Origin of the sequence: Bradyrhizobium sp. UNPA324 (genome assembly GCF_006658635.1) — a bacterium.
Taxonomy (GTDB): domain Bacteria; phylum Pseudomonadota; class Alphaproteobacteria; order Rhizobiales; family Xanthobacteraceae; genus Bradyrhizobium; species Bradyrhizobium nanningense.
On the sequence record NZ_LFJD01000004.1, the window covers coordinates 3,352,476 to 3,372,254 of the forward strand.

Annotated in this window: 20 protein-coding genes; 11 read left to right on the forward strand and 9 right to left on the reverse strand. The window is 62.9% G+C overall.

Going from position 1 to position 19,779, the window contains the following annotated elements:
- Window positions 1–100: 100 nt before the first annotated feature.
- Window positions 101–433, forward strand: coding sequence for a P27 family phage terminase small subunit (locus UNPA324_RS16210; protein ID WP_141935127.1), 333 nt, complete (start codon window positions 101–103; stop codon window positions 431–433).
- A 70-nt stretch (window positions 434–503) separates the two neighbouring features.
- Here UNPA324_RS16210 and UNPA324_RS16215 read toward each other — a convergent pair whose 3' ends face one another.
- Entirely contained in the window at window positions 504–848 is a 345-nt protein-coding gene (locus tag UNPA324_RS16215; protein WP_141935128.1) for a hypothetical protein, read from the reverse strand.
- A gap of 154 nt (window positions 849–1,002) precedes the next feature.
- Here UNPA324_RS16215 and UNPA324_RS16220 point away from each other — a divergent pair, with 154 nt between their 5' ends.
- From UNPA324_RS16220 to UNPA324_RS16230, 3 genes are all read left to right on the forward strand, one after another.
- Window positions 1,003–1,317, forward strand: a complete 315-nt coding sequence (locus tag UNPA324_RS16220) for a hypothetical protein (RefSeq protein ID WP_141935129.1) — start codon at window positions 1,003–1,005, stop codon at window positions 1,315–1,317.
- A gap of 770 nt (window positions 1,318–2,087) precedes the next feature.
- Window positions 2,088–2,567 (forward strand): hypothetical protein, encoded by a 480-nt coding sequence (locus UNPA324_RS16225; RefSeq protein ID WP_141935130.1) that lies wholly within the window; start codon window positions 2,088–2,090, stop codon window positions 2,565–2,567.
- Complete coding sequence (locus UNPA324_RS16230; RefSeq protein WP_141935131.1) at window positions 2,564–3,172, forward strand: AbiV family abortive infection protein; 609 nt, start codon at window positions 2,564–2,566, stop codon at window positions 3,170–3,172. The genes UNPA324_RS16225 and UNPA324_RS16230 overlap by 4 nt, the downstream gene beginning before the upstream one ends.
- Before the next feature lie 82 nt (window positions 3,173–3,254).
- Here UNPA324_RS16230 and UNPA324_RS35155 read toward each other — a convergent pair whose 3' ends face one another.
- The 3 genes from UNPA324_RS35155 to UNPA324_RS16245 all read right to left on the reverse strand — a co-directional run bounded on the left by UNPA324_RS35155 (window position 3,255) and on the right by UNPA324_RS16245 (window position 5,920).
- Entirely contained in the window at window positions 3,255–3,407 is a 153-nt protein-coding gene (locus tag UNPA324_RS35155) for a hypothetical protein (protein WP_181769413.1), read from the reverse strand.
- A gap of 1,686 nt (window positions 3,408–5,093) precedes the next feature.
- Entirely contained in the window at window positions 5,094–5,285 is a 192-nt protein-coding gene (locus tag UNPA324_RS16240) for a hypothetical protein (RefSeq protein ID WP_128917445.1), read from the reverse strand.
- A 416-nt stretch (window positions 5,286–5,701) separates the two neighbouring features.
- Window positions 5,702–5,920, reverse strand: a complete 219-nt coding sequence (locus UNPA324_RS16245) for a hypothetical protein (RefSeq protein WP_128917444.1) — start codon at window positions 5,918–5,920, stop codon at window positions 5,702–5,704.
- A gap of 504 nt (window positions 5,921–6,424) precedes the next feature.
- On the opposite strand from UNPA324_RS16245, the gene UNPA324_RS16250 reads away from it, so the two are divergent.
- Both UNPA324_RS16250 and UNPA324_RS16255 read left to right on the forward strand, forming a co-directional pair.
- Window positions 6,425–7,807, forward strand: a complete 1,383-nt coding sequence (locus UNPA324_RS16250; protein ID WP_128917443.1) for an NfeD family protein — start codon at window positions 6,425–6,427, stop codon at window positions 7,805–7,807.
- Window positions 7,804–8,565, forward strand: a complete 762-nt coding sequence (locus tag UNPA324_RS16255) for a slipin family protein (RefSeq protein WP_128917734.1) — start codon at window positions 7,804–7,806, stop codon at window positions 8,563–8,565. Before UNPA324_RS16250 ends, UNPA324_RS16255 begins: the two co-directional genes overlap by 4 nt.
- Window positions 8,566–8,684: 119 nt before the next feature.
- Here the strand turns inward: UNPA324_RS16255 and UNPA324_RS16260 are convergent, their stop codons facing one another.
- Window positions 8,685–10,202, reverse strand: coding sequence for an outer membrane protein (locus UNPA324_RS16260; protein ID WP_141935132.1), 1,518 nt, complete (start codon window positions 10,200–10,202; stop codon window positions 8,685–8,687).
- Window positions 10,203–10,509: 307 nt separating this feature from the next.
- Here UNPA324_RS16260 and UNPA324_RS16265 point away from each other — a divergent pair, with 307 nt between their 5' ends.
- Complete coding sequence (locus tag UNPA324_RS16265) at window positions 10,510–11,472, forward strand: AraC family transcriptional regulator (RefSeq protein WP_141935133.1); 963 nt, start codon at window positions 10,510–10,512, stop codon at window positions 11,470–11,472.
- 76 nt (window positions 11,473–11,548) lie between these two features.
- Here UNPA324_RS16265 and UNPA324_RS16270 read toward each other — a convergent pair whose 3' ends face one another.
- Entirely contained in the window at window positions 11,549–12,526 is a 978-nt protein-coding gene (locus UNPA324_RS16270) for a GlxA family transcriptional regulator (RefSeq protein WP_141935134.1), read from the reverse strand.
- Between the two features lie 151 nt (window positions 12,527–12,677).
- On the opposite strand from UNPA324_RS16270, the gene UNPA324_RS16275 reads away from it, so the two are divergent.
- Both UNPA324_RS16275 and UNPA324_RS16280 read left to right on the forward strand, forming a co-directional pair.
- Complete coding sequence (locus UNPA324_RS16275) at window positions 12,678–12,941, forward strand: tautomerase family protein (RefSeq protein ID WP_128917439.1); 264 nt, start codon at window positions 12,678–12,680, stop codon at window positions 12,939–12,941.
- A 151-nt stretch (window positions 12,942–13,092) separates the two neighbouring features.
- Window positions 13,093–14,232, forward strand: coding sequence for an asparaginase (locus tag UNPA324_RS16280; protein WP_141935135.1), 1,140 nt, complete (start codon window positions 13,093–13,095; stop codon window positions 14,230–14,232).
- Between the two features lie 80 nt (window positions 14,233–14,312).
- Here UNPA324_RS16280 and glnA read toward each other — a convergent pair whose 3' ends face one another.
- Window positions 14,313–15,722, reverse strand: coding sequence for a type I glutamate--ammonia ligase (glnA, locus tag UNPA324_RS16285; RefSeq protein WP_128917437.1), 1,410 nt, complete (start codon window positions 15,720–15,722; stop codon window positions 14,313–14,315).
- 151 nt (window positions 15,723–15,873) lie between these two features.
- Window positions 15,874–16,212 (reverse strand): P-II family nitrogen regulator, encoded by a 339-nt coding sequence (locus tag UNPA324_RS16290; protein ID WP_007603495.1) that lies wholly within the window; start codon window positions 16,210–16,212, stop codon window positions 15,874–15,876.
- Window positions 16,213–16,589: 377 nt separating this feature from the next.
- Between UNPA324_RS16290 and UNPA324_RS16295 the strand changes: the two genes are divergently transcribed.
- Both UNPA324_RS16295 and UNPA324_RS16300 read left to right on the forward strand, forming a co-directional pair.
- Complete coding sequence (locus tag UNPA324_RS16295) at window positions 16,590–18,089, forward strand: NAD(P)H-hydrate dehydratase (protein ID WP_141935136.1); 1,500 nt, start codon at window positions 16,590–16,592, stop codon at window positions 18,087–18,089.
- A complete protein-coding gene (locus tag UNPA324_RS16300) occupies window positions 18,089–18,526 on the forward strand; it encodes a GNAT family N-acetyltransferase (RefSeq protein ID WP_246667178.1) in 438 nt (145 codons plus the stop codon). The genes UNPA324_RS16295 and UNPA324_RS16300 overlap by 1 nt, the downstream gene beginning before the upstream one ends.
- 6 nt (window positions 18,527–18,532) lie before the next feature.
- Here the strand turns inward: UNPA324_RS16300 and UNPA324_RS16305 are convergent.
- On the reverse strand, window positions 18,533–19,779 hold a 1,247-nt coding region (locus tag UNPA324_RS16305; RefSeq protein WP_246667179.1), incomplete at its 5' end, for a multicopper oxidase domain-containing protein.

The window sequence follows — 19,779 nt, forward strand, 5'->3', positions numbered from 1 at the left end:
GAAATTTCGCGTTGTTTTCACAACGCTTTTTGGCTGTTTTGGCTAATCGTCCTTGCCAAAGACACCGCCGCTGTCCGTCATCGCATCGAGATCGTCCGACATGGCCCCGCCACGCAAGCTCGGCAAACACGGCGCGGCATTGTGGGACAAAATCCAGTCCGAGTACCGCATCGGGGATGCGGGCGGTGTTGAGGTTCTGGCACAGATTTGCGCGGCGGTGGATCGTGCCGAACAGCTGGCCGACGAAGTTGCGCGCGACGGTCCGATGATCATGACAAAAGCCGGCATGCGCGAGCATCCAGCAATGAAGGCGGAACTGGCGTGCAGAGCCTTCGTCACGCGAAATTTGCAGCGCCTGGGTTTGAATCTGGAAACGGTCAAGTCACCCGGCCGACCGCCGAGCGGCGGGCTCGGATGGCGTGGCTGTGACTAGGCCCGCTTTGCCCTCAAATGCGGACCAAGGGTGGCATCGCCTTGAGGTCAGCAATGGGCCAAAAGGGGACTCACTCTGATTTCAGAAGTGGACTTATCAAGCCCGCGTTTTTGATGCCGAGCATTCGCGCCAGCTTCAGCGCAAGCGGCAAGACCCAAAATGGAGCATCGGGATCGAACGGCGCGGGTTCACGGGTGAGATTGTAGAGTGTCTTGGCGCAAATCTCTTCGAAGGCATATTGGGCCACACCTAATTGATCGTCGCGTTTTTGTGCCGCCAGCGTTTTATTTCTGATGTCATAGAACAGGGCGTGCGCTTGCTTGCGGCGGGACCTATCGTTCGCCAGTGCAATCAGTTTTCGAAGCGTATCCTTGTCCTCGCACCGAGCCTCAAAGAACGTCAGCGGTGCCAGCATCGCAGCGATTATGTCTCTATTCATGCCAAGACCATAACGCTTCAGGCAAATGCCCGCTACGGGTCACAAGCAGCAATACCCTGATTGAGCTATAACAATTCTGCTAAACTCCAGAAAGCCGACATTGCGTCCGTGCCTTCCTTGGAGGCGCACCATGCCCACCACGCGACACCCGATCAACCGCCCGCCGCACGCGCGCATCACGCCCGAGGCCATCGCGTTGTTCAGGCGCGCGCTCGCCATCGAGGCCTGCGACGATCAAAGCTTCTGGGAAGAGGATGGCGGCAGCCGCCGCGAATATCTCGACGTCGTCGATCAGCTGTACCGTGCGCTCGGCCTGCAGGCATTCGACCTGTCGCCGCTCGCCTGCGAGGGCGCACCGCCAGCATGGGAGATCAATCCGAAACTGTGGCGCAAGGCGGCGCAGCTGCGTCGAGCATTGATCGATGCTGCAGCGCTTAATGGTTGATCTCCGGCAATGCCCGGATGTTGCGACCAAGTGACATTTTCTGGAAACGAGCCAATATAGACAGAGATTCGCACAAATAACAGGCATGTGCCTGTTCGTAACTTCACGAGTGCCTACGATGTGCGTTGCGTCGAGTTGGCACCCGGGTGTCCAATGATCGTCATGTGCTCGCGCTGATTCCAAAACGGCCTGAGGAACGGTCCGGTAACCGCCCCGGTTTTAGCTTTGGGAATGATGATGCAGCAGATCACTCGCATGCGCTGCACTTCAGCACGCGTGACAGATGGTGGAGACTAACCGATGGGATGACGTTAGCCGCGTCAGGGGCGTGCGGTCGGCCCCTGATGGCGTAAAGGCCTGCACCACCTTGCCCGTGATGCAGGCCTCAGACCGCGTAAACCGGTCCCGGTTGGGAGACTCAGCATGATCGCGGGGCGCACTCGCAGACTTGCATGTTCGTACGAGCTTTTCAACCGGACCTCTAAACAACCCTGTGCGGAGGTTTACGGATGCGTAAACGTCAAAGGCATTGGGTGCGTTCCTATGTTCGGGTCCGGCATCGTCGGCCTGAGCACGTGCGCGCTCACTTCCGGCCCAAGGACTAGGTCCTGAGCTGTTTACGGTGACGGGCTTGCGTTGGCGGCTCTGAACCGTTTCACAATCAAGGTTTCTTAGAGAGCGCGGAATTGAGACCCCCGCGCTCTCGCAGAGGGACGACCGTGATGCTGCATTGGACATTCTCAATCAAAGAGGTTCACAATGGGAGAAAGGTGAAGGGCACCTATCTTCGTAGAATCAACGATATCGACCTTGCCCTCGAAAAGTACGGAGCCCGCGAACTTCCACTTGCTGCCAAATTTGTCGCGTACTACTGGGCTTGCGAAAAGTTGGGTCGAGCTATCATCGGAATTGCGGATGAGAGTCCTGCAACAACGCACATGCCAGAAGACAAGCTAGGCAAGTCGATCAAGGACCACCTTCACGTTTCTAGCGGATTGTTGAAGCTCAACATCCAGTTCGATGCCCAAAGGCTCAAGCTTCTGTTTGAGCGGCAAGCGAATGCAGCACAACCCACGTCGGCAAAACGAATTCGCGATCGCCTCTTTCATGATTTCGGACCGACGCAGGTTGACCGTGTCTTACAAAATGCGCCGACGTTGCTCCCGATTATGCTGGATTTTTTGAGTCTTCGAACTCAGGTCATTCGTCACTTGGAATCATTGCAGGCTCGCGTGGAGAATCCTCCATGATGAGGCTCCCTGCTGTCGCTGCGGCGCACCCCCAACAACTCAGCGTAATTCTCGGCAAAGCGACACGCCTGCTCGACGACGCACGGCTGCTGGTCGATCGTCGGCGCTACGCGAGCGCGTTCGCACTTGCCGTGCTCGGCATGGAAGAGATCGGCAAGGTGCTGCTCACGAGCTGGGAGGCGGAGCAGCCTCTCGCGAAGGCCAAGAAACGGTATTCACAACATATCTTGAAGCAAGCGGCAGTGGCGAACCTGCTGGCTGGCGCACTCCTAGCACGGACCTTTCCTCACGGCGTCGATTGGAAGATGCTCGACACCAACGCGCTCACCGAGGCGTTCAATGACAGCGACGAGGGCCGGCTACTCGTGTTGATCCGCGAAGGCCATCTGGACCGCAGGAAGCAGGAATCGCTGTATCAGGACGACCTGATCACTGCTGTCGAAGACGAGTTCGCCGAGCTGCATGTCGGCGGGATTTTCGACATTGCCCGCCACGCACAGGAAGCGCTGGCCAGCCCCTTCAACCGAGCTGCAGCCCGAGCGTTCTACGAAGCGACCGTGCTCGGCATTTCGGTGATTGACCGGATCAATTCCCAAACGCTGTGACTAGCGGCAGGGGACTTTTGGCACAAAAAGGCCGTGGTCTAAGTGTTTCGTTCGAGCGCCATAGGATCTTTTGTCGAAACACTTAAAAATGAGCCGAGGGCATGGACATTTGCAGCGCGACTTGATCGCCGCAGTGGAGCGGCAGGTCGCGCCGGTTGACACGTTCGATCTCGCGGCGGACGTTTACCGGGTCAAGCCGAACAGGCTCGGTGAAGTCCTGCTCGATGACGCTCAATTGGTCAGTGTCCGGCGCGCACTCGCCAAGCTTGTCGCCGAGGGCAGGATCGTTCGGCTCGCGCGCGCGGCCACAACAAGCGAAGCTACTGGGCCACCGAACAGACGTGGCGCACATCCGGTTGGCAGAGACAGGATTGACCGCACCTCGCGCGGAGGGCCTATCGGTTAGCCAAATCGGCAAAAAGCCTAAATGTATCAAGGACCGGAGAATGCCGGTTAGATAACGTATCCCCTTGATTTCATTAGGAAGCGACATAACCACACGACTTCTCCGTCCGCGGACGATCCCGCCGAAACACCTGAAGGCTTGCGTGTGCTCGCCCCCAGGCATCAACGAGACCGCTGTGACCGCGCCGGGTCGTATCGCGCCGCCTGAGGACTCACGGTTGCCCGCCCTGTCGTCACGCACGCCGCGCCGGCGCTACCGCGTCCACCGCCACCCGGCCCGCATCTCGTGACGATCGCGAAGCGCCCCTTTGGCAGGGCCGGGATGAGGTGTGTATGCCACAAATCCGAAATTCGGGAAAGTGGAATATTTTTGACGTGAGGGCTTGACGGGGTGTGTTGCCCGACGCCTCGCCGGGGCCTGTCTCGACCTCCGCTCGTCAATCCGGGGCGTCCTGAAAGGGCGAACCCGGAATCCAACGTACGGCAGAGCATGCGGATGGATGGATTCAGGCCCTGCGTCCTCGCGTATGCATCCCGGAATGACGGAGGTTGTGGCGACGGTGACTCAGTCAACAGCTACGTCACTGCCGACGTGATCAGGGGCGCGCGAAGAGTCGTATCGCTTGTCGTCAAGTCGTCGCTTGCATGTTGGCTCACTTTAAATAGCCAATGCGGTCCAGGGGTTGGGAATGTCAGACGTTCGACCCGATCGAAGTATCGCCGCGGCAAACCAGAACAATGGGTGCTGTAGGATGGGTTGAGCCTTGCGAAACCCATCATCGTCGCGTGACGGAAACGATGGGTATCGCTTCGCTCTACCCATCCTACGAGCTGTCGGCTACGGGCTCTGGCTAAATGGCTCAAAGCGAGATCAGCACAGACAAGTGCAGCTCGACGGCTGCGTCGGGTTCAAACCTCTAGTTTCTTAGCGAAGTCGACGAAACTTGTCCCCAATTTCCGCTGCGCTTGGTCTGCGGCTATTTCTTCAACAGTATTCCCATCGTTCGCGCCATTCGCCTTACTGATCCGGCGTAGCGGCCAAGTTCGGCGGCTATCTTCGATGCGCCAACTCCCTGCCGGGCGAGCCTGACCAATCGTCGGACCTCCTGCTCGGCCCATTGCTTTGGCTTCGGTGTTTTCATGGTGCGGCGCTCGACCCGCACCAGTTAATCAGTGCGCCTGGTTGTCAGCACTTGGGAAATTTACGGGTGGCGCGCTTGGCGTAAACCCCGCGGAGCCGGGTGTCGTCCCGACGCGCCCGCTTGGGAGTTGCCCGCAAAATTCAACATGCTGCGCATGGCTGGAAGATACCGACGTCAGCTATGAGCTTCGGTTATATGCCCATCCTCGTGCGCCGCGCTGGGCCTAGTGGGCTGTCTGATCGCTTGATCGATTTGGGCTTTACGCGTGGCGGGTTTCACCAAACAGCGTATGAGTGCCTTGTTGTGGGCTCGGCAGATGCATTCTGCTTCCTTGTCGCTCGGACAAGAGGCGGCGGGACCTGCCAGTTACCTTTCTAGCTGATGATCTCCTTGACCTTGATGCCGCGCAAGGCTTCGATGCAGTCGGCCACCAAATGCAAGAGTTCTTGCCGCTTTATGCTTTTCACTTGGCGGCCTTCCATATTGGTGAGAATGAATCTCGCCATCTCATAGGCGACTTCAAACTGCGATTTGCCGGTAACCGCGACATCGATTTTTTCTGCCATTTCGCTCCCCGCTAGTTGTAATTGGAAAGCCGCAGTCCATGGGTAAACCTATCGGAAAGCGGGCGGCCCAGTCGAGTCCGACGTAAGGAGTGCGGATACCATCGACCGCCTTTGAATGTCGTCGACGAACGGCCGCGAAAGAGCGCGTATGAGCGCTGCTTCGCAAGGGGATCGACCATGCGGGTCGCGTTGCCCTATTCCGGAATTGCCGTCTGCCTCTCTATCACCGCTTGGCTCCTGCTGGCGCACCTTGGCTGAGAACGTCCTTCCCCGGAGCGCAGCGGTGGTGCGCTTCACCGGACCAGCGTCCTTTCGCCGCGCGCCCACGCGGCATATTTCCGCGCCGTCCCATCCCGCTCTTGCCGCTTTTGACCCAACTGAGACATTGGCGCCGGCTTCTGTCCCGCATTCTGCGTTTAGGACCACGGCGGCTCTTCGCTTGCCCCGGCTGCCTCGTGGTGGGGCATGACACCCGCCGAACGTAACCCGGTCAGCAATACAGTTCTTACAGAAGCAGGATCAAATCCAATATCTTTGGCATTTGGTGGATGTGCCTCGCTGTCCTTCAATCGGAGCGCCAAGTGCAATTGCTCGCAAAGGTGCTGAACGACGAGATTGACCTGATCGTCAGTCATGATCGGCTTCTCCTGCGACCATCTTGCCACCCAACTAGATAGTACATCAAGAATCGGACGTACGCGATTGGACCGCCCAAAGGATCAATCCTATGCGATGCCCATGGACGGCGCCCAATCGTCCGTCAATCGGAATAGATCGGAGGCGACCAGAGGCGACTAAAGCGAGCTATGGTCTCCAAGCTGGTCCACTTCGATAGAACTCGGGCACCGGCCAAGGTGAAGGCGCAGGGCAGGACCACGCTTCCGGCGTCACGCCATCGCTCGACATCGATCATTGGTGTTCAACTCGATGAGCCATCACGATTGGCACGTCGCATAGAATCGGGCGGAGATCACGGCGCGAACGGGGCCGCGGCATCGTCGCGGCAGCGGGCGCGGGTCGCCCGCGACATCGGCACCTCCAAGGCGTCCACCGCATCGCACAATCACAATTGCGGCCGACAGCCACCGCATTGAGGTTCGCGAACCCGCTACCATATTCATGGCAAGGGAGCCCTTGCCGTGCAGATCATCAAGGCGGCCCTCGTCGCGGCGATTGCCTTCGTCGCCCTGCTTCTCTGCTTCCTGCCCGGCTTGGCGGAGGAGAGCGGGCGTCGTGCCCTGACTGTCACGATCGACGGAGCCATCGGGCCGGCGTCGGCCAGCTACGTCAAGGACGCCTTGGCTAGGGCAGCCGAGCGACGCGCCGAGATCGTGATTCTGAAAATGAATACGCCGGGCGGCCTCAATTCCAGCATGCGCGAGATCATCGCCGATGTGCTCGGCTCGCCCGTTCCTGTCGTGGGATACGTCGCGCCCTCGGGCGCCCATGCGGCGAGCGCGGGGACCTACATTCTTTATGCCACCCATATCGCGGCGATGGCGCCGGGCACCAATATCGGTGCCGCGACGCCGGTGCAGATCGGCGGTTCGTTCCCGGGCCTGCCGAGCGGCACGCCCGACAAAGACAGCAAGGACAAGAAGGATGAGCCGAAGGATGCGATGACGGCAAAGGTGACGAACGATGCCGTCGCCTTCATCCGCAGCCTCGCCGAGCTGCGCAATCGCAATGCGGACTGGGCCGAGAAGGCGGTCCGCGAAGCCGCCACCCTTTCCGCCAATGGCGCGTTGCAGGCGCAGGTCATCGACCTCGTCGCGCGCGATCCGGCCGATTTGCTCCGGCAGATCGACGGTCGCGTGGTCGAGATCGCGGGCGGCGGGTCACGGCGCCTCGCGACGAAGGACGCGGTGGTCGAGGTCGTCGACCCCGGATGGATCTCGCGATTCCTCGCGGTCATCACCGATCCCAACGTCGCCTTCATTCTCCTGATGGTCGGCATCTACGGCCTGATCTTCGAGTTCATGTCCCCCGGCGCGGTTGCTCCGGGGGTCGTCGGGACGATCTGCCTCCTGATCGGCCTCTATGCCCTCAACCTGCTGCCGATCAACTATGCCGGCCTCGGCCTGATGCTGATCGGAATCGCGCTCCTCGCCGTCGAGGCCTTCAATCCGACCGTGGTGGTCGGTCTTGGCGGCGTCGTCGCCTTCGTGCTGGGAGCGATCATGCTGATCCGGGTCGAAGCGCCGGGCTACCGGCTGTCATGGACGGTGATCGCCATCGTCGCGGCGACGTTCACCGGCTTCATTCTCGTCGTGCTCGGCGCGCTTCGGCGCGCCGGCAAAGGTCCGGCCCGGGTCGGCGCACAAGCCATGCAAGGCCTGTCCGCCGAGGTTCTCGACTGGAACGAGACCGAGGGCCACGTCTTTACGCATGGCGAACGCTGGCAAGCGCGCGGTGCCGACGCCTTCAGGCCCGGCGAGCGGGTCGAGGTCGCGAGCATCGTCGATTTGACGCTGGTGGTCCGGCGTCCGGGTCCGGCCGGCGGCGAGGGAGGTCAACTCTGATGATTGAATATTCGATCTATGCGGTGCTTGCGCTGCTCGTCGTCGTGTTTCTCACCCAGGCCGTTCGCATCCTCAGGGAATACGAGCGCGGCGTCGTTTTCACGCTCGGCCGCTTCGCCGGGGTGAAGGGCCCGGGCCTCGTCATCCTCATTCCGGTCGTGCAGCAGCTCGTCAAGGTCGATCTCAGGGTGATGGTGCAGGTGGTGCCGCCCCAGGACGTGATCTCGCGCGACAACGTTTCGGTCAAGGTCAACGCCGTGCTGTACTTCCGCATCGTCGATCCCGAGCGCGCCATCATCAAGGTCGGCGATTACATGGCCGCGACCAGCCAGCTCGCGCAGACGACGCTGCGCTCTGTGCTCGGCAAGCACGATCTCGACGAGATGTTGGCCGAACGCGACAAGCTGAACGCCGACATCCAGGAGATCCTCGACAAGCAAACTGACGTCTGGGGCATCAAGGTCACGGGCATCGAGATCAAGGACATCGACATCAATGAAACCATGGTGCGTGCGATCGCCAAGCAGGCCGAGGCGGAACGCTTGCGGCGCGCCAAGGTGATCAACGCCATGGGTGAGCAGCAGGCCGCCGAAAAGCTCGTCGAGGCTGGCCGCATCCTGGCCCAGGAGCCGCAGGCGATGCAGCTGCGCTATTTCGCGGCTTTGCACGACATCGCCGGCGAGCGGTCGTCGACCATCGTCTTCCCGCTGCCGACGGGCCTGCTCGACCATTTGATGCCGCGGCGTGACAACCCGTAGCCTGTAGGATGGGTTGAGCCCCTTGCACCCACCGCTTCCTCTATTTGCCGAGACGCCAGCGCGGCTCTACAGAGATCGGGTCGAATTTTCCCGACAAGTGAAGCGGCAGGCTGACCGCGTCAGTAGCGTGCGGCGACGGCTCCCGGCAGCGGATTGAAATGGTAGTTCACGCCCAGCTTGAACAGATGCAGGGTCTGACCGACCTTGTCGACGCCCGGGGCAATGTTGCCCTGATCCGTCGCCAGGCCTGCATTGATCGTCAGAAGACCGGTATCGGTATGTTGCTGCGCCATCATCTTGATGTAATCGTACTCGCCCTTGATCGACCAATTGCCTCCCAGTGCATACTCGGCGCCGGCGCCAACGGCGATTCCGGAATGCGTGGCCCTTCCGCTGATCGATGATGTGACGAGGCCGCCGATAGCGGGGAGGGGCTCGACGGTACTGGCCGAGTGTCTTTCGCTGGCGATCGCAATGCCGCCCTTGCCATAGATCAACAGCCGGTCGCCGGCGACAAATCCGGCCCTGGCGCTGGCGATCGCCAGCCAGTCGATCGAGCTGTCGAGCTTAGTGACCGCGGTGCCGCCGAAGAACGGATCGGGCCCCGTGAGAGTCTGGCCACCCCGCATGCCAGTCCACATCCACTCGCCCTCGATGCCGAAGACGAGCACACCGGACTGGACGTTGACGCCTCCGTTGATCCCGCCGAGCCAGCCCTTCATGTCGTAAGTGCCACGTCCGGGATTGGCCGGGTCAACGAGCGTCGAACGTCCCATGTGGCCGAGTCCGTAACCTCCCTGCGCACCCAGAAAAGCGCCGGTCCAGTCGGCGCCCGACGCCGGTTTGACTCGCGGATAGATCGGATCGACTGCCACAGTGCCGAGCCGGTAGTTCGCTCCGACCTTGAGCAGATGGATTGCATCCTGCGCGATCGGCTCGTTTACCCTGAAGGAGGGCAGGGTCCCGCCATTGAACGTGGCCGGGCCGGTAAGGGGCGCAGTCCGGGTGCCCAAGGCCACGTAGTCGTACTCCGCCTTGACCGACCAACGGCCATCAAGGGCGTATTCGGCGCCAAAGCCGATCGTGGGAGCCAAGCGAAATTCGCGAGCCTCCAAAGTCTCGACAATCGCTCCGCCGAAGGCATCGTTGAGGGCCAGGTTGTAAGAATGCTTCTCCCAGGCGCCGGTCAGCCCGCCCTTGGCAAAGACAAACCAGCGGTCAGCGGCGAGGCCGGCGCGCCCGGTGACGCTGGCCATCGCCTCGATCCTGGAAGTCCCGGAAGCCGTGACCGTGCCCAGGAAGAAGGGCCCCATGCTGCCGGTCGTAACAGTTTGTGAGCCGCTGATGCCGGTCCAGGCTCCTTCCAGCTCGACGCCGAACACGAGGCTGGCGATCTGCTTGTTGATGCCGATTTGCGCGCCGCTCAAGAGGCCCTGCGCGGGAAAGTTGAGTTGCTGGTTGGTCCAATCCTTCATGCCGCCGCCATAGCCGGCATGCACGCCGACATAGACGCCGCTCCAGTCGACGAGGGGGGCCGGAAACGCGGCCGCCTTGACTGGCAGGTCCGCGGCGGACGCCGCCTGCGTCAATGCCAGACCAAGGACAGTAACCGAAATGATCTTTCCCGTGATTGCCATGAGCCCCTCTGCAACCGGTGCGCGCAACGTCAAGCGACGTCGAAGAGCTATACCGGGAGTGCGGCTGGTTCGGCTTGGGGTACGCGCTACATCGACTTGGACTGATCACCACAAGCCCGACGATTGCCATCCACTGTGATCACCTTGCCACATCGGCAGGCGCATCGGTCCGGAGCCGGTGTCGCATCAGACAGCGCTTCAACGCGCACGATCCGAATTGGAGGCGGCAAGGAAAGGCCTTTGAACGCTGCAGGATTTCCTGCGACAAAAGGAGCGCCGGGCGATCTCACTCTTATGGAGCGGTGCGTTGGATAGTGGCGACGAATTGATCGCATTGGAGCTGTCCAGCTCCGCGTTTGCCGGGCGCGACAGGACGGAAGCCTTTCAGGAAATCTACGGCCGCGAAATCCTCAAGCTCGAGATCGAGCCGTTGCCCGACACGGCGCTTCAGATCGATATGAAGTTGCGGGCGTTGCCCGGAATGTCGGTCGCGGTCGCGGCCGTCTCTCCGATTTTCTGTCGCCATACCGAAGCGATGATCGATAACGACGATCCGGTGATCGTGCTCAACCGCGACGGTGCGGCGACCCACAATCAAAACGGTCACGAGACGCATCTCGGTCCCGGCGACGCGATCTTGACTACGAATGGATTGCCGGGGACTGCGACCAATTGCACGCCGAGGCGCGTGGTCACTTGGCGGATCAGCCGCGCACTGATTGCGCCCCTGGTCAGCAATTTCGACGACGCCATCGGCAGGCCGCTCGACAGGCGCAATCCGGCGTTGTCGCTCTTTCTGGATTACCTCGGCATCGTCAATGAAAGGCAGACGCTCGCGAACGCAGCGATGCGGCGGGCCGTCGTGAACCACATGCTCGATCTCGGCGCCCTGTTGCTCGGCGCCACGCCGGATGCCGCCGAGATGGCGAACATGCGCGGCGTTGCCGCCGCCAGAATGCGGAGCATCAAGGCCAACATTCGCGCGCAGTCCGGCAGTCCCGGGCTGAGCCTGGACTCCGTGGCTGCCAAGCAGGGCATTTCAAAGTCCTATGTCCGAAAGCTGTTCGAACTCGAAGGCACGAGCTTTACCGAGTTCGTTCTCAATCAGAGGCTGGCCTCGGCCTACAAGATGTTGACGGACGTGAGGCTCGCAGGCCGTTCGATCAGCGAGATCGCCCACCAGTCCGGATTCAACGACATCTCGTATTTCAATCGAACCTTTCGTCGTGTCTACGGCGCCTCTCCATCGGAAATCCGGGTTCGCAAATGACGGCGGCCGGCAGCGACGGAGATCGGGAGGAATATTTCCGGACGAGTGAGATCGTAGAGCGGCACGCGCGGCCGCCTCACGCCGTTCGCTCCATCCGCCGCGCGCGATAGGCCTGCGGCGACATCAGAGTGAGCTTGCGGAACGCCTTGCGAAAGCTGCTTTCGTCCTCATAGCCGGTCGTGCGTGCAATGGCCTTGATCGGCTGCCTCGTCGTCTCCAGCAGCGTGCGCGCGTGCTCGACGCGGCGGCGCATGATGAAGGCCTGCGGCGGCTCGCGCGTGAGCTCCTGAAACTTCCGGTTCAGCGTGCGCTCGCTGACACCGAGCGCGCCGGCAAGGCGCTTGACGGTCATCGGAGCCTTGCCGGTGCGGCGCACCAGCAGGTCCGCCCTGGTCAGCAGCGGGTCCTGCGAGAGCAGATAGCCGACCGGCATGAAGATCGACTGGCTGCGCTGCGCCGTGTCGATGACGACGTAGTCCGCGCATAGTCTTGCGATCTCCTTGCCTTCGACCATCTCGATCAGCCTGAGCAGAAGATCGACCCACGACATCGGGCCGGCGGCGCAAACGATGCGGTCGGCGACGGTGACGACGGCGTCGGCGGCGAGGTCGACCGTGGGATGACGCTGCCGCAACTCGCCTTGCAGCCACCAGGTGATGGTGGCGCGGCGATTGTCGAGCAGGCCGGCGCCGGCCAACAGGAACACGCCGCTGCAGAAGGCGCCGATCAGCCGGCCGTTCGCGTGCTGCTGCCGGAGCCAGGCGCCGGCCCGGGCGTATTGCGGTTGCAGTCGCTCCGCCGTGACGTGATCGACGAGATTGCCGGGGACGAGGATCGCGTCAAAGCGCCCGCGTCGTCCGATCGCGCCATCGACCGCGATCATCTGGCCGCCGCCTGCACGCACCGGCCTGCCGTCGAGCGAGAGCGTCTGCCAGCTGAAGCGGGGTTTTGCGCCGCTCTGCTGCATGACGTGATTGGCGAGCGCCAGGATGTCGGCGACACCGGCGATCGCCGAGTGCATGCAGCCTTCCACGGCCAGAATTGCAAGCTTCATGAGACCTCCAGGCGGACGCGGCGATCCTATCCGATCGGGTCCGCGGGCGCGTGGCGGAAATTGCCCGATCTCTGTCTTATCCGCCACTGCCGCGCCGGTCACGTTGGGGGCAATCTGCCGCCGTCGTCACATCACATGATTGGAGAGAGACATGCCTTACGTCACCATTTCCACCGTCCGCGGCATCCTGGACGCCGCACAGAAGAAGCTACTGCTGGAACGCGTCACCGACCTCCTGGTCGAGGTCGAGGGGCAGGGCAATGCGGACTTCCGCCGCAACGTCTGGGTCAGGATCGAAGAGCAGGAGCCCTCGCACTGGTCGCTCGGCGGCATGGAGCCGACAGCTGAGATCATTGCGAGCACGTTCGGCGCGATCGGCGCCGACGGGCTGCGGATCGCGCCGCCGAAGCCGTAACTGCCTGGGCGGGTAGGGCGGAGCGGGGCATCTCGATACGGCCGGCGAGATGATGTTTTGCAAGGACTCTACCCGCCCTGCGTGTGCCGCCCATCTTCGGCCCCATTGCGCGGTTTCGAATAGCCTGCCCGGGACAGCAGGAGGACATTCGATGATCAGCGACGCCGTCACATCAGCACTTCACTGGCCTTGCCGAATATCGCGACTTGCCATTCCGCTGATGGCTTTCGTGCTCTGGTCTGGCTGCATCGGCGCGACAGCGCAGGCGGCGGAGCCGGGCAAGGATGCTTCAGCTGGCGGCCTGCCGCGCATTCTCGTTCTTGCGACGGGCGGCACCATCGCGGGCCAGGCCGACGCGCGCGCGACCGGCGCGTACAAGTCGGGCCAGATCACGGGCGAGCAGCTGTTGCAGTCCGTCCCGGGCCTCGACAAGCTGGCGAAGCTGAATGCCGAGCAGATCTCGTCCATCGGGTCCCAGGACATGAACGACAAGGTCTGGTTTGCGCTGGCCCGCCGCATCCAGGACGCTTTCGACAAGAACGAAGCGGATGGCGTCGTCATCACCCATGGCACCGACACGCTCGAGGAGACCGCGTTCTTTCTCGACAATGTGGTGCGCGGCGACAAGCCGGTGGTGATCGTCGGTTCGATGCGGCCGGCCACGGCGGTCAGCGCCGACGGCCCCGGCAATCTCTATGAAGCCGTGCAGGTCGCCGCCGATCCGCGCTCGCGCGGGCGCGGCGTGATGGCGGTGCTGAACGACAAGATTCAAGGCGCGCGCTCGGTCACCAAGACCAACACCACCAGCATCGAGACGTTCAGCTCACCCAATGACGGACCGATCGGCTATGTCGACGCCGCCGGCGGCATTCGCTTCATGACCCAAGGCGCCGCCTTCAGGCGCGGGACCTATCAGCTGCCGGCGGGCGAGCAATTGCCGCGCGTCGAGATCGTGTACTCGCACGCCAACATGGACGCCGTTCCGGTCGAGGACGCCATTGCGCACGGCGCCAAAGGCATCGTGCTGGCCGGCGTTGGCGACGGAAACACCTCGAAGCCGGCGCTCGATGCGCTCGAAGCGGCGGCGAAGAAGGGCATCATGGTGGTGCGCTCGACGCGGGTCCGGTCCGGCTTCGTCACGCGCAACGTCGAGGTCGACGACGACAAGAACGGCTTCGTCGTGTCCGAGGATCTCAATCCGCAGAAGGCCCGTGTGCTCACCCAGTTGCTGATCGCGGGCGGCGTGACCGCGCCGGCCGAGCTGCAGAAGGCGTTCACGGCGACGTGGTGATTGCCGGCCCTACGAGTCCCCAAACGAAAAGGCGCTTCCATCGGAAGCGCCTTTTGCTTGTCGCATAAAGTCCGAGCCGCTTAGCCCGAATAGTACATCTCGAACTCGACCGGGTGCGGGGTCATTTCGAAGCGGGCGACTTCGGTCATCTTCAGCTCGATGTAGGCGTCGATGAAGTCGTCGTCGAACACGCCGCCGGCCTTGAGGAAGCCGCGGTCCTTGTCGAGGTTTTCCAGCGCCTCGCGGAGCGAGCCGCACACGGTCGGGATCTGCTTCAGCTCTTCCTTCGGCAGGTCGTAGAGGTCCTTGTCCATCGCCGGACCCGGATCGATCTTGTTCTTGATGCCGTCGAGGCCGGCCATCAGCATCGCGGCGAAGCCGAGATAGGGATTGGCGAGCGGATCGGGGAAGCGCACCTCGACGCGCTTGGCCTTCGGCGAAGCGGTGTAGGGGATACGGCACGAGGCCGAGCGGTTGCGCGCGGAGTAGGCGAGCAGCACGGGGGCCTCATAGCCCGGGACCAGACGCTTGTAGGAGTTGGTCGACGGGTTGGTGAAGGCGTTGATCGCCTTGGCGTGCTTGATGATGCCGCCGATGTAGTGCAGGCAGGTTTCCGACAGGTCGGCGTATTTGTTGCCGGCGAACACCGGCTTGCCGTCCTTCCAGATCGACTGATGCACGTGCATGCCCGAGCCGTTGTCGCCGAAGACCGGCTTCGGCATGAAGGTGGCGGTCTTGCCGTAGATGTGGGCGACCTGGTGGATGCAGTATTTGTAGATCTGCAGATGGTCGGCCATCAGCGTCAGCGTGTCGAACTTCATGCCGAGCTCGTGCTGGGCGGACGCGACCTCGTGGTGGTGCTTCTCGACCTTGACGCCCATCTTGGCCATGGCCCCTAACATCTCCGAGCGCATGTCCTGCACGGAGTCCTGCGGCGGAACCGGGAAATAGCCGCTCTTGGTGCGGACGCGGTGGCCGAGATTGCCGCCTTCATATTCGGTGTCGGAATTGGTCGGCAGCTCCGAGGAGTCGAGGCGGAAGCCGGTCTTGTAGGGCTCGGCCGAATAGCGCACGTCGTCGAACACGAAGAACTCGGCTTCGGGGCCGACGAACACGCTGTCGCCCACGCCCATCGACTTCACCATGGCTTCGGCCTTCTTGGCGATGCCGCGGGGGTCGCGGTTGTAGGGCTCGCCGGTGGTCGGCTCGAGCACGTCGCAGGTGATGACCATGGTGGTCTCGGCGAAGAATGGGTCGATCGTCGCGGTGACCGGATCGGGCATCAGGCACATGTCGGACTCGTTGATCGCCTTCCAGCCGGCGATCGAGGAGCCGTCGAACATCGTCCCTTCGGCGAAGATGTCTTCATCGATCATGCTGACATCGAACGTCACATGCTGCCACTTGCCGCGCGGATCGGTGAAGCGCAGGTCGACGTACTTGACGTCGTTGTCCTTGATCGATTTCAGGACGTCTTTGGCGGTCTTCATGCATACCCCTTTTGGCTCTGCGGGTCGGTTTCCAGATGAGCAAAATTATTCTCGCTCGGGCGAGTTTTGCGCGACCGCACAAACGAAATCAGGCCGCCGAAGCAGCCTTATTTCCAGTCGGAGTGTCGCAAAATTCGGGATAGCACCCGGCTCAGATAGCGTCCAGCCCGGATTCGCCGGTTCGGATGCGGATCGCCTCTTCGATGTTGGAGACGAAGATCTTACCGTCGCCGATGCGCCCGGTTTGCGCGGCGCGGCGGATCGCGTCGATGGCGCGCTCGACCAGATCGTCGCCGATCACGATCTCGATCTTCACCTTGGGCAGAAAGTCGACGATGTATTCTGCGCCACGGTAGAGCTCGGCGTGACCCTTCTGCCGGCCAAAGCCCTTGGCCTCGGTCACGGTGATGCCCTGAAGGCCGACTTCCTGAAGCGCTTCCTTCACCTCGTCGAGCTTGAATGGCTTGATGATGGCTTCGATTTTCTTCACTGCGCGCCTCCGGCCTTTCGATCAATAGCAACGTCTTCGTCAGGATGCGCCTTATACGCATGATCTTGTCTTCGCTATGCCGGAAATCCTGACCTGACCGGCACCAACGGCCGGCGACACCCTGATAAATGCCAGTGAGCACGACGAACCGAAGCGGCTTCCTCGAAAGCAGGGTCTATGCCAAGTTGCAAATGCCCTGATTATTGGAGCGTTATCAGCCTTTTAACGAGCATCTCTGAGTGGTGGCGCCAACTTGCACAAAATACCGAAGACTACGAAATAGGCAAACGGTTCAATATGTGTGCAGATCGTTGTTCCCCGCGTCGGATCGGCGCGGAAGATGCCTGTTGAAAAGGCGATTGTACTAGGGAAGTGGCATGGAAGTTCTGACCAACGCGGAAATGCAGCGGGCGGACCAGCTCACCATCGCGGGCGGCACACCCGGTTTCAAGCTGATGCTGAGCGCGGGCCAGGCGGTCGCTGATGCCGCCCAGGCGCTGGTGGAGGAGGGGCCGATCCTGATCGTGGCCGGTCCCGGCAACAATGGCGGTGACGGTTTTGTCGCAGCCGCCGAGCTCGCGGCCCAGGGGCGGGAGGTCTCGGTGATCGCCATGTGCGAGCGCGACCAGCTCCAGGGCGATGCGGCCTCCGCCGCGCGCGGCTGGAAGCACCCGGTGCTGCCGTTCAATCCGCAGGCGATCGGAAAGCCCGCGCTGATCATCGATGCGCTGTTCGGCGCCGGTCTCAGCCGCCCCGTGGATGGCGAGGCGCGCGCGATGATCGAGGCGATCAACGCCAACGGCGCCCCGGTGCTCGCGGTCGACCTGCCGAGCGGCATCAACGGCACCAGCGCGGCAATGATGGGCGCGGCGGTGAACGCCACCGAGACCGTCACCTTCTTTCGCAAGAAGCCGGCGCATTTGCTGCTGCCGGGCCGGATGCATTGCGGCCGCGTGCGCGTCGCCGACATCGGCATCGACACGCGGGTGCTGGACGAGATCGCGCCGCAGACCTTCGAGAACGATCCGGATGTCTGGGGCGCCGCCTTTCCGGTGCCGCGCATCGACGGTCACAAATACGCGCGCGGGCACGTGCTGGCGGTCTCGGGAGATGCCGCGGCAACCGGGGCGGCGCGGCTCGCCGCGCGCGGCGCGCTGCGGGCAGGGGCGGGCCTGGTGACGCTGGCGACCCCGCGCGATGCGCTCGCGATCAATGCGGCTGCGCTGACGGCGGTGATGGTTCGCCCCGTCGACACGGCGATCGAGTTCGGCGAGCTGCTCGGCGACAAGCGCTACGGCACCTGCATCATCGGCCCCGGCGCGGGCATCGGTGAGCGCACCTGCGATCTCGTCCACACCGCGCTCGCCGCGCAGCGTCGTCTGGTGCTCGATGCCGATGCGCTGACGAGCTTTGCCGCAACCCCCGAGCGGCTGTTCGAATCGATCAAGTCTTCCCAGGACAATGCGGTGGTGCTGACGCCGCATGAAGGCGAGTTTCCGCGCCTGTTCTCCGACCTCAGCAACAAATTTCCGGGCCGTTCCAAGCTGGAGCGCGTTCGCGCCGCCGCCGAGCGTTCCGGCGCCGTCGTGCTGCTGAAGGGGCCGGACACCACGATCGCCGCCCCCGACGGCCGTGCCACCATCGCCGCCAACGCGCCGCCCTGGCTCGCCACCGCCGGAGCTGGTGACGTCCTCTCCGGCATCATTGCAGGCCTGCTGGCGCAGGGCGTGCCGGCATTCGAAGCCGCCAGCATCGGCGTCTGGATGCATGGCGAGGCGGCGCGCGAAGCCGGGCCCGGACTGATTGCGGAGGACCTCACCGAAACGCTGCCCGCCGTGCACCGGAGGATCTATGATGCGCTGGGGGTGGAGTACTAGTGCTCAGACAACTCGCGCTCGCGGACATGGGCGGAGCTGCGCGGGTCCATCGGATCGCATTCGACCAGGCGATGCCGTGGCTCGCCGGGCTGCACACGCCGGATGAGGACCTTTGGTTCTATCGCGAGCGTGTCTTTCCGGCATGCCGCGTGTGGGGATGTTTTGACGACGAGGTGCTCGGCGGGATCATTGCGTTCCGCGAGGGCTGGATCGAGCAGCTCTACGTGCTCCCCACCGTCCAGGGCCGCGGCGCCGGTACCCAGTTCCTTGATATCGCCAAGCAGGCCTGTGATCGGTTGGAGCTCTGGACCTTCCAGCGCAACACGAAGGCACGGCACTTCTACGAAGCGCGCGGCTTCGCGCCGGTCGAGCAGACCGATGGGGCGCGGAACGAGGAGAAGGAGCCGGACGTCCGTTACCTCTGGCAGCGCCAATAGGCGGCCTCACTCCACCGCGTACCAGCGCACCAGCCGCGGCGCGGCCCAGTCGGTCGCGATGGATTCGAGCAGCCATCGTCCGGGCGCGGTCGCCGCGAAGGCGATGCGGTGGGTCTGGCCGGGCTCGATCACGAGCGTGTCGAGCCAATAGGGCTTCCAGCCATCGTCGAGCTTGTCGAGCAGGCGGAAGGGGTGGCCGTGCAGGTGGAACACGGCGGTGACAGAGCCGGGGTTGTTGAGGGCCAGCACGACGGTGCGGCCGGTCTTGGCCCGGAAGGCGGGCGCGGAGGCCGTGGAGAAGTACACGGGCCGCGTCCAGCCGGCGTCGGGGAAGCCGAGCGCGACATCGAACCGCAGGGCGCCTCTTAAGTCGAGCTTCTCGGGAAGGTCGTTCGAAGGGAGCGGCGGCGGCGGCGCCAGCAGAACGCGCCGCTCCAATTGGTCCGAGATCTTGAGGCTGCCGACCTGGTGCGCCGCCTTGCCGTCATGCAGCAAGAATGGGGCTGATGCGGCCGCATCCACAAAGGCGTCGGCCCGTGCGCCGGGCGCCAGAACCAGGGCGCCGTTGCGCGCCGAAAACGGCTCGGCCGGCTGTCCATCCAAAGCCAGCACGCGGACGTCGTGGCCTTCCAATTTGATAGCCAGAACAGTGCGTTGGGAACCGTTGATAAAGCGCAGCCGCAGCCGTTGATGGCCCAACGCTGAGAGTTCGAATGAAGTCTGCCCGTTGATCGTATAGAGCGGCGTCGCGTCCTTTGGGGTCTCGCCCGGCGGGACAGCCGTGCCATCGGGGCGCAGGCGCCATTCCTCGATCAACAGCACCTCGTCACGATCGACGACGGCCGGGCTGGTCTCGGCCGCGATGATCGGAAGTGGGCGCGCGGGCTGCTTCAGGCCATCCTCGAACAGGCGGAAGTCGGCCAGCAAGGTTCCTGCATTGGGTATTGAAATAATTGATGTTTCGACTGCGTTCGGCGGCGCGGGAGCGCGCCCTCGCAGCGGGTCGGTCGTAACAGGGCCATTGAGGCCGTACCAGACTGGCGCAAGTGGCACAGGAAGGTCGTTCCGAAACACCACTTCGCAACGGTCGCCGCGCTTGAGCCGGACGTCCCGGAGATGGCTTATGGCGGCCAGCTCCCAAATTGGTGTAGCCGGCTGCCCCGCTCCCAGAGCCAGGGTTGACGCCCTTGCCTGAAGGGCGAGCTGGGCGGTCACAGGCGGGGGTGCTCCGCCCGCCCGCACGCCCGCCGCGC

Bases quoted from the DNA above. Each gene is read 5' to 3' on its own strand.
- UNPA324_RS16210 (WP_141935127.1), top strand. From the start codon at position 101: ATGGCCCCGCCACGCAAGCTCGGCAAACACGGCGCGGCATTGTGGGAC.
- UNPA324_RS16215 (WP_141935128.1), bottom strand. From the start codon at position 848: ATGCTGGCACCGCTGACGTTCTTTGAGGCTCGGTGCGAGGACAAGGAT.
- UNPA324_RS16220 (WP_141935129.1), top strand. From the start codon at position 1,003: ATGCCCACCACGCGACACCCGATCAACCGCCCGCCGCACGCGCGCATC.
- UNPA324_RS16230 (WP_141935131.1), top strand. From the start codon at position 2,564: ATGATGAGGCTCCCTGCTGTCGCTGCGGCGCACCCCCAACAACTCAGC.
- UNPA324_RS16240 (WP_128917445.1), bottom strand. From the start codon at position 5,285: ATGGCAGAAAAAATCGATGTCGCGGTTACCGGCAAATCGCAGTTTGAA.
- UNPA324_RS16245 (WP_128917444.1), bottom strand. From the start codon at position 5,920: ATGACTGACGATCAGGTCAATCTCGTCGTTCAGCACCTTTGCGAGCAA.
- UNPA324_RS16260 (WP_141935132.1), bottom strand. From the start codon at position 10,202: ATGGCAATCACGGGAAAGATCATTTCGGTTACTGTCCTTGGTCTGGCA.
- UNPA324_RS16270 (WP_141935134.1), bottom strand. From the start codon at position 12,526: ATGAAGCTTGCAATTCTGGCCGTGGAAGGCTGCATGCACTCGGCGATC.
- UNPA324_RS16275 (WP_128917439.1), top strand. From the start codon at position 12,678: ATGCCTTACGTCACCATTTCCACCGTCCGCGGCATCCTGGACGCCGCA.
- UNPA324_RS16280 (WP_141935135.1), top strand. From the start codon at position 13,093: ATGATCAGCGACGCCGTCACATCAGCACTTCACTGGCCTTGCCGAATA.
- glnA (WP_128917437.1), bottom strand. From the start codon at position 15,722: ATGAAGACCGCCAAAGACGTCCTGAAATCGATCAAGGACAACGACGTC.
- UNPA324_RS16295 (WP_141935136.1), top strand. From the start codon at position 16,590: ATGGAAGTTCTGACCAACGCGGAAATGCAGCGGGCGGACCAGCTCACC.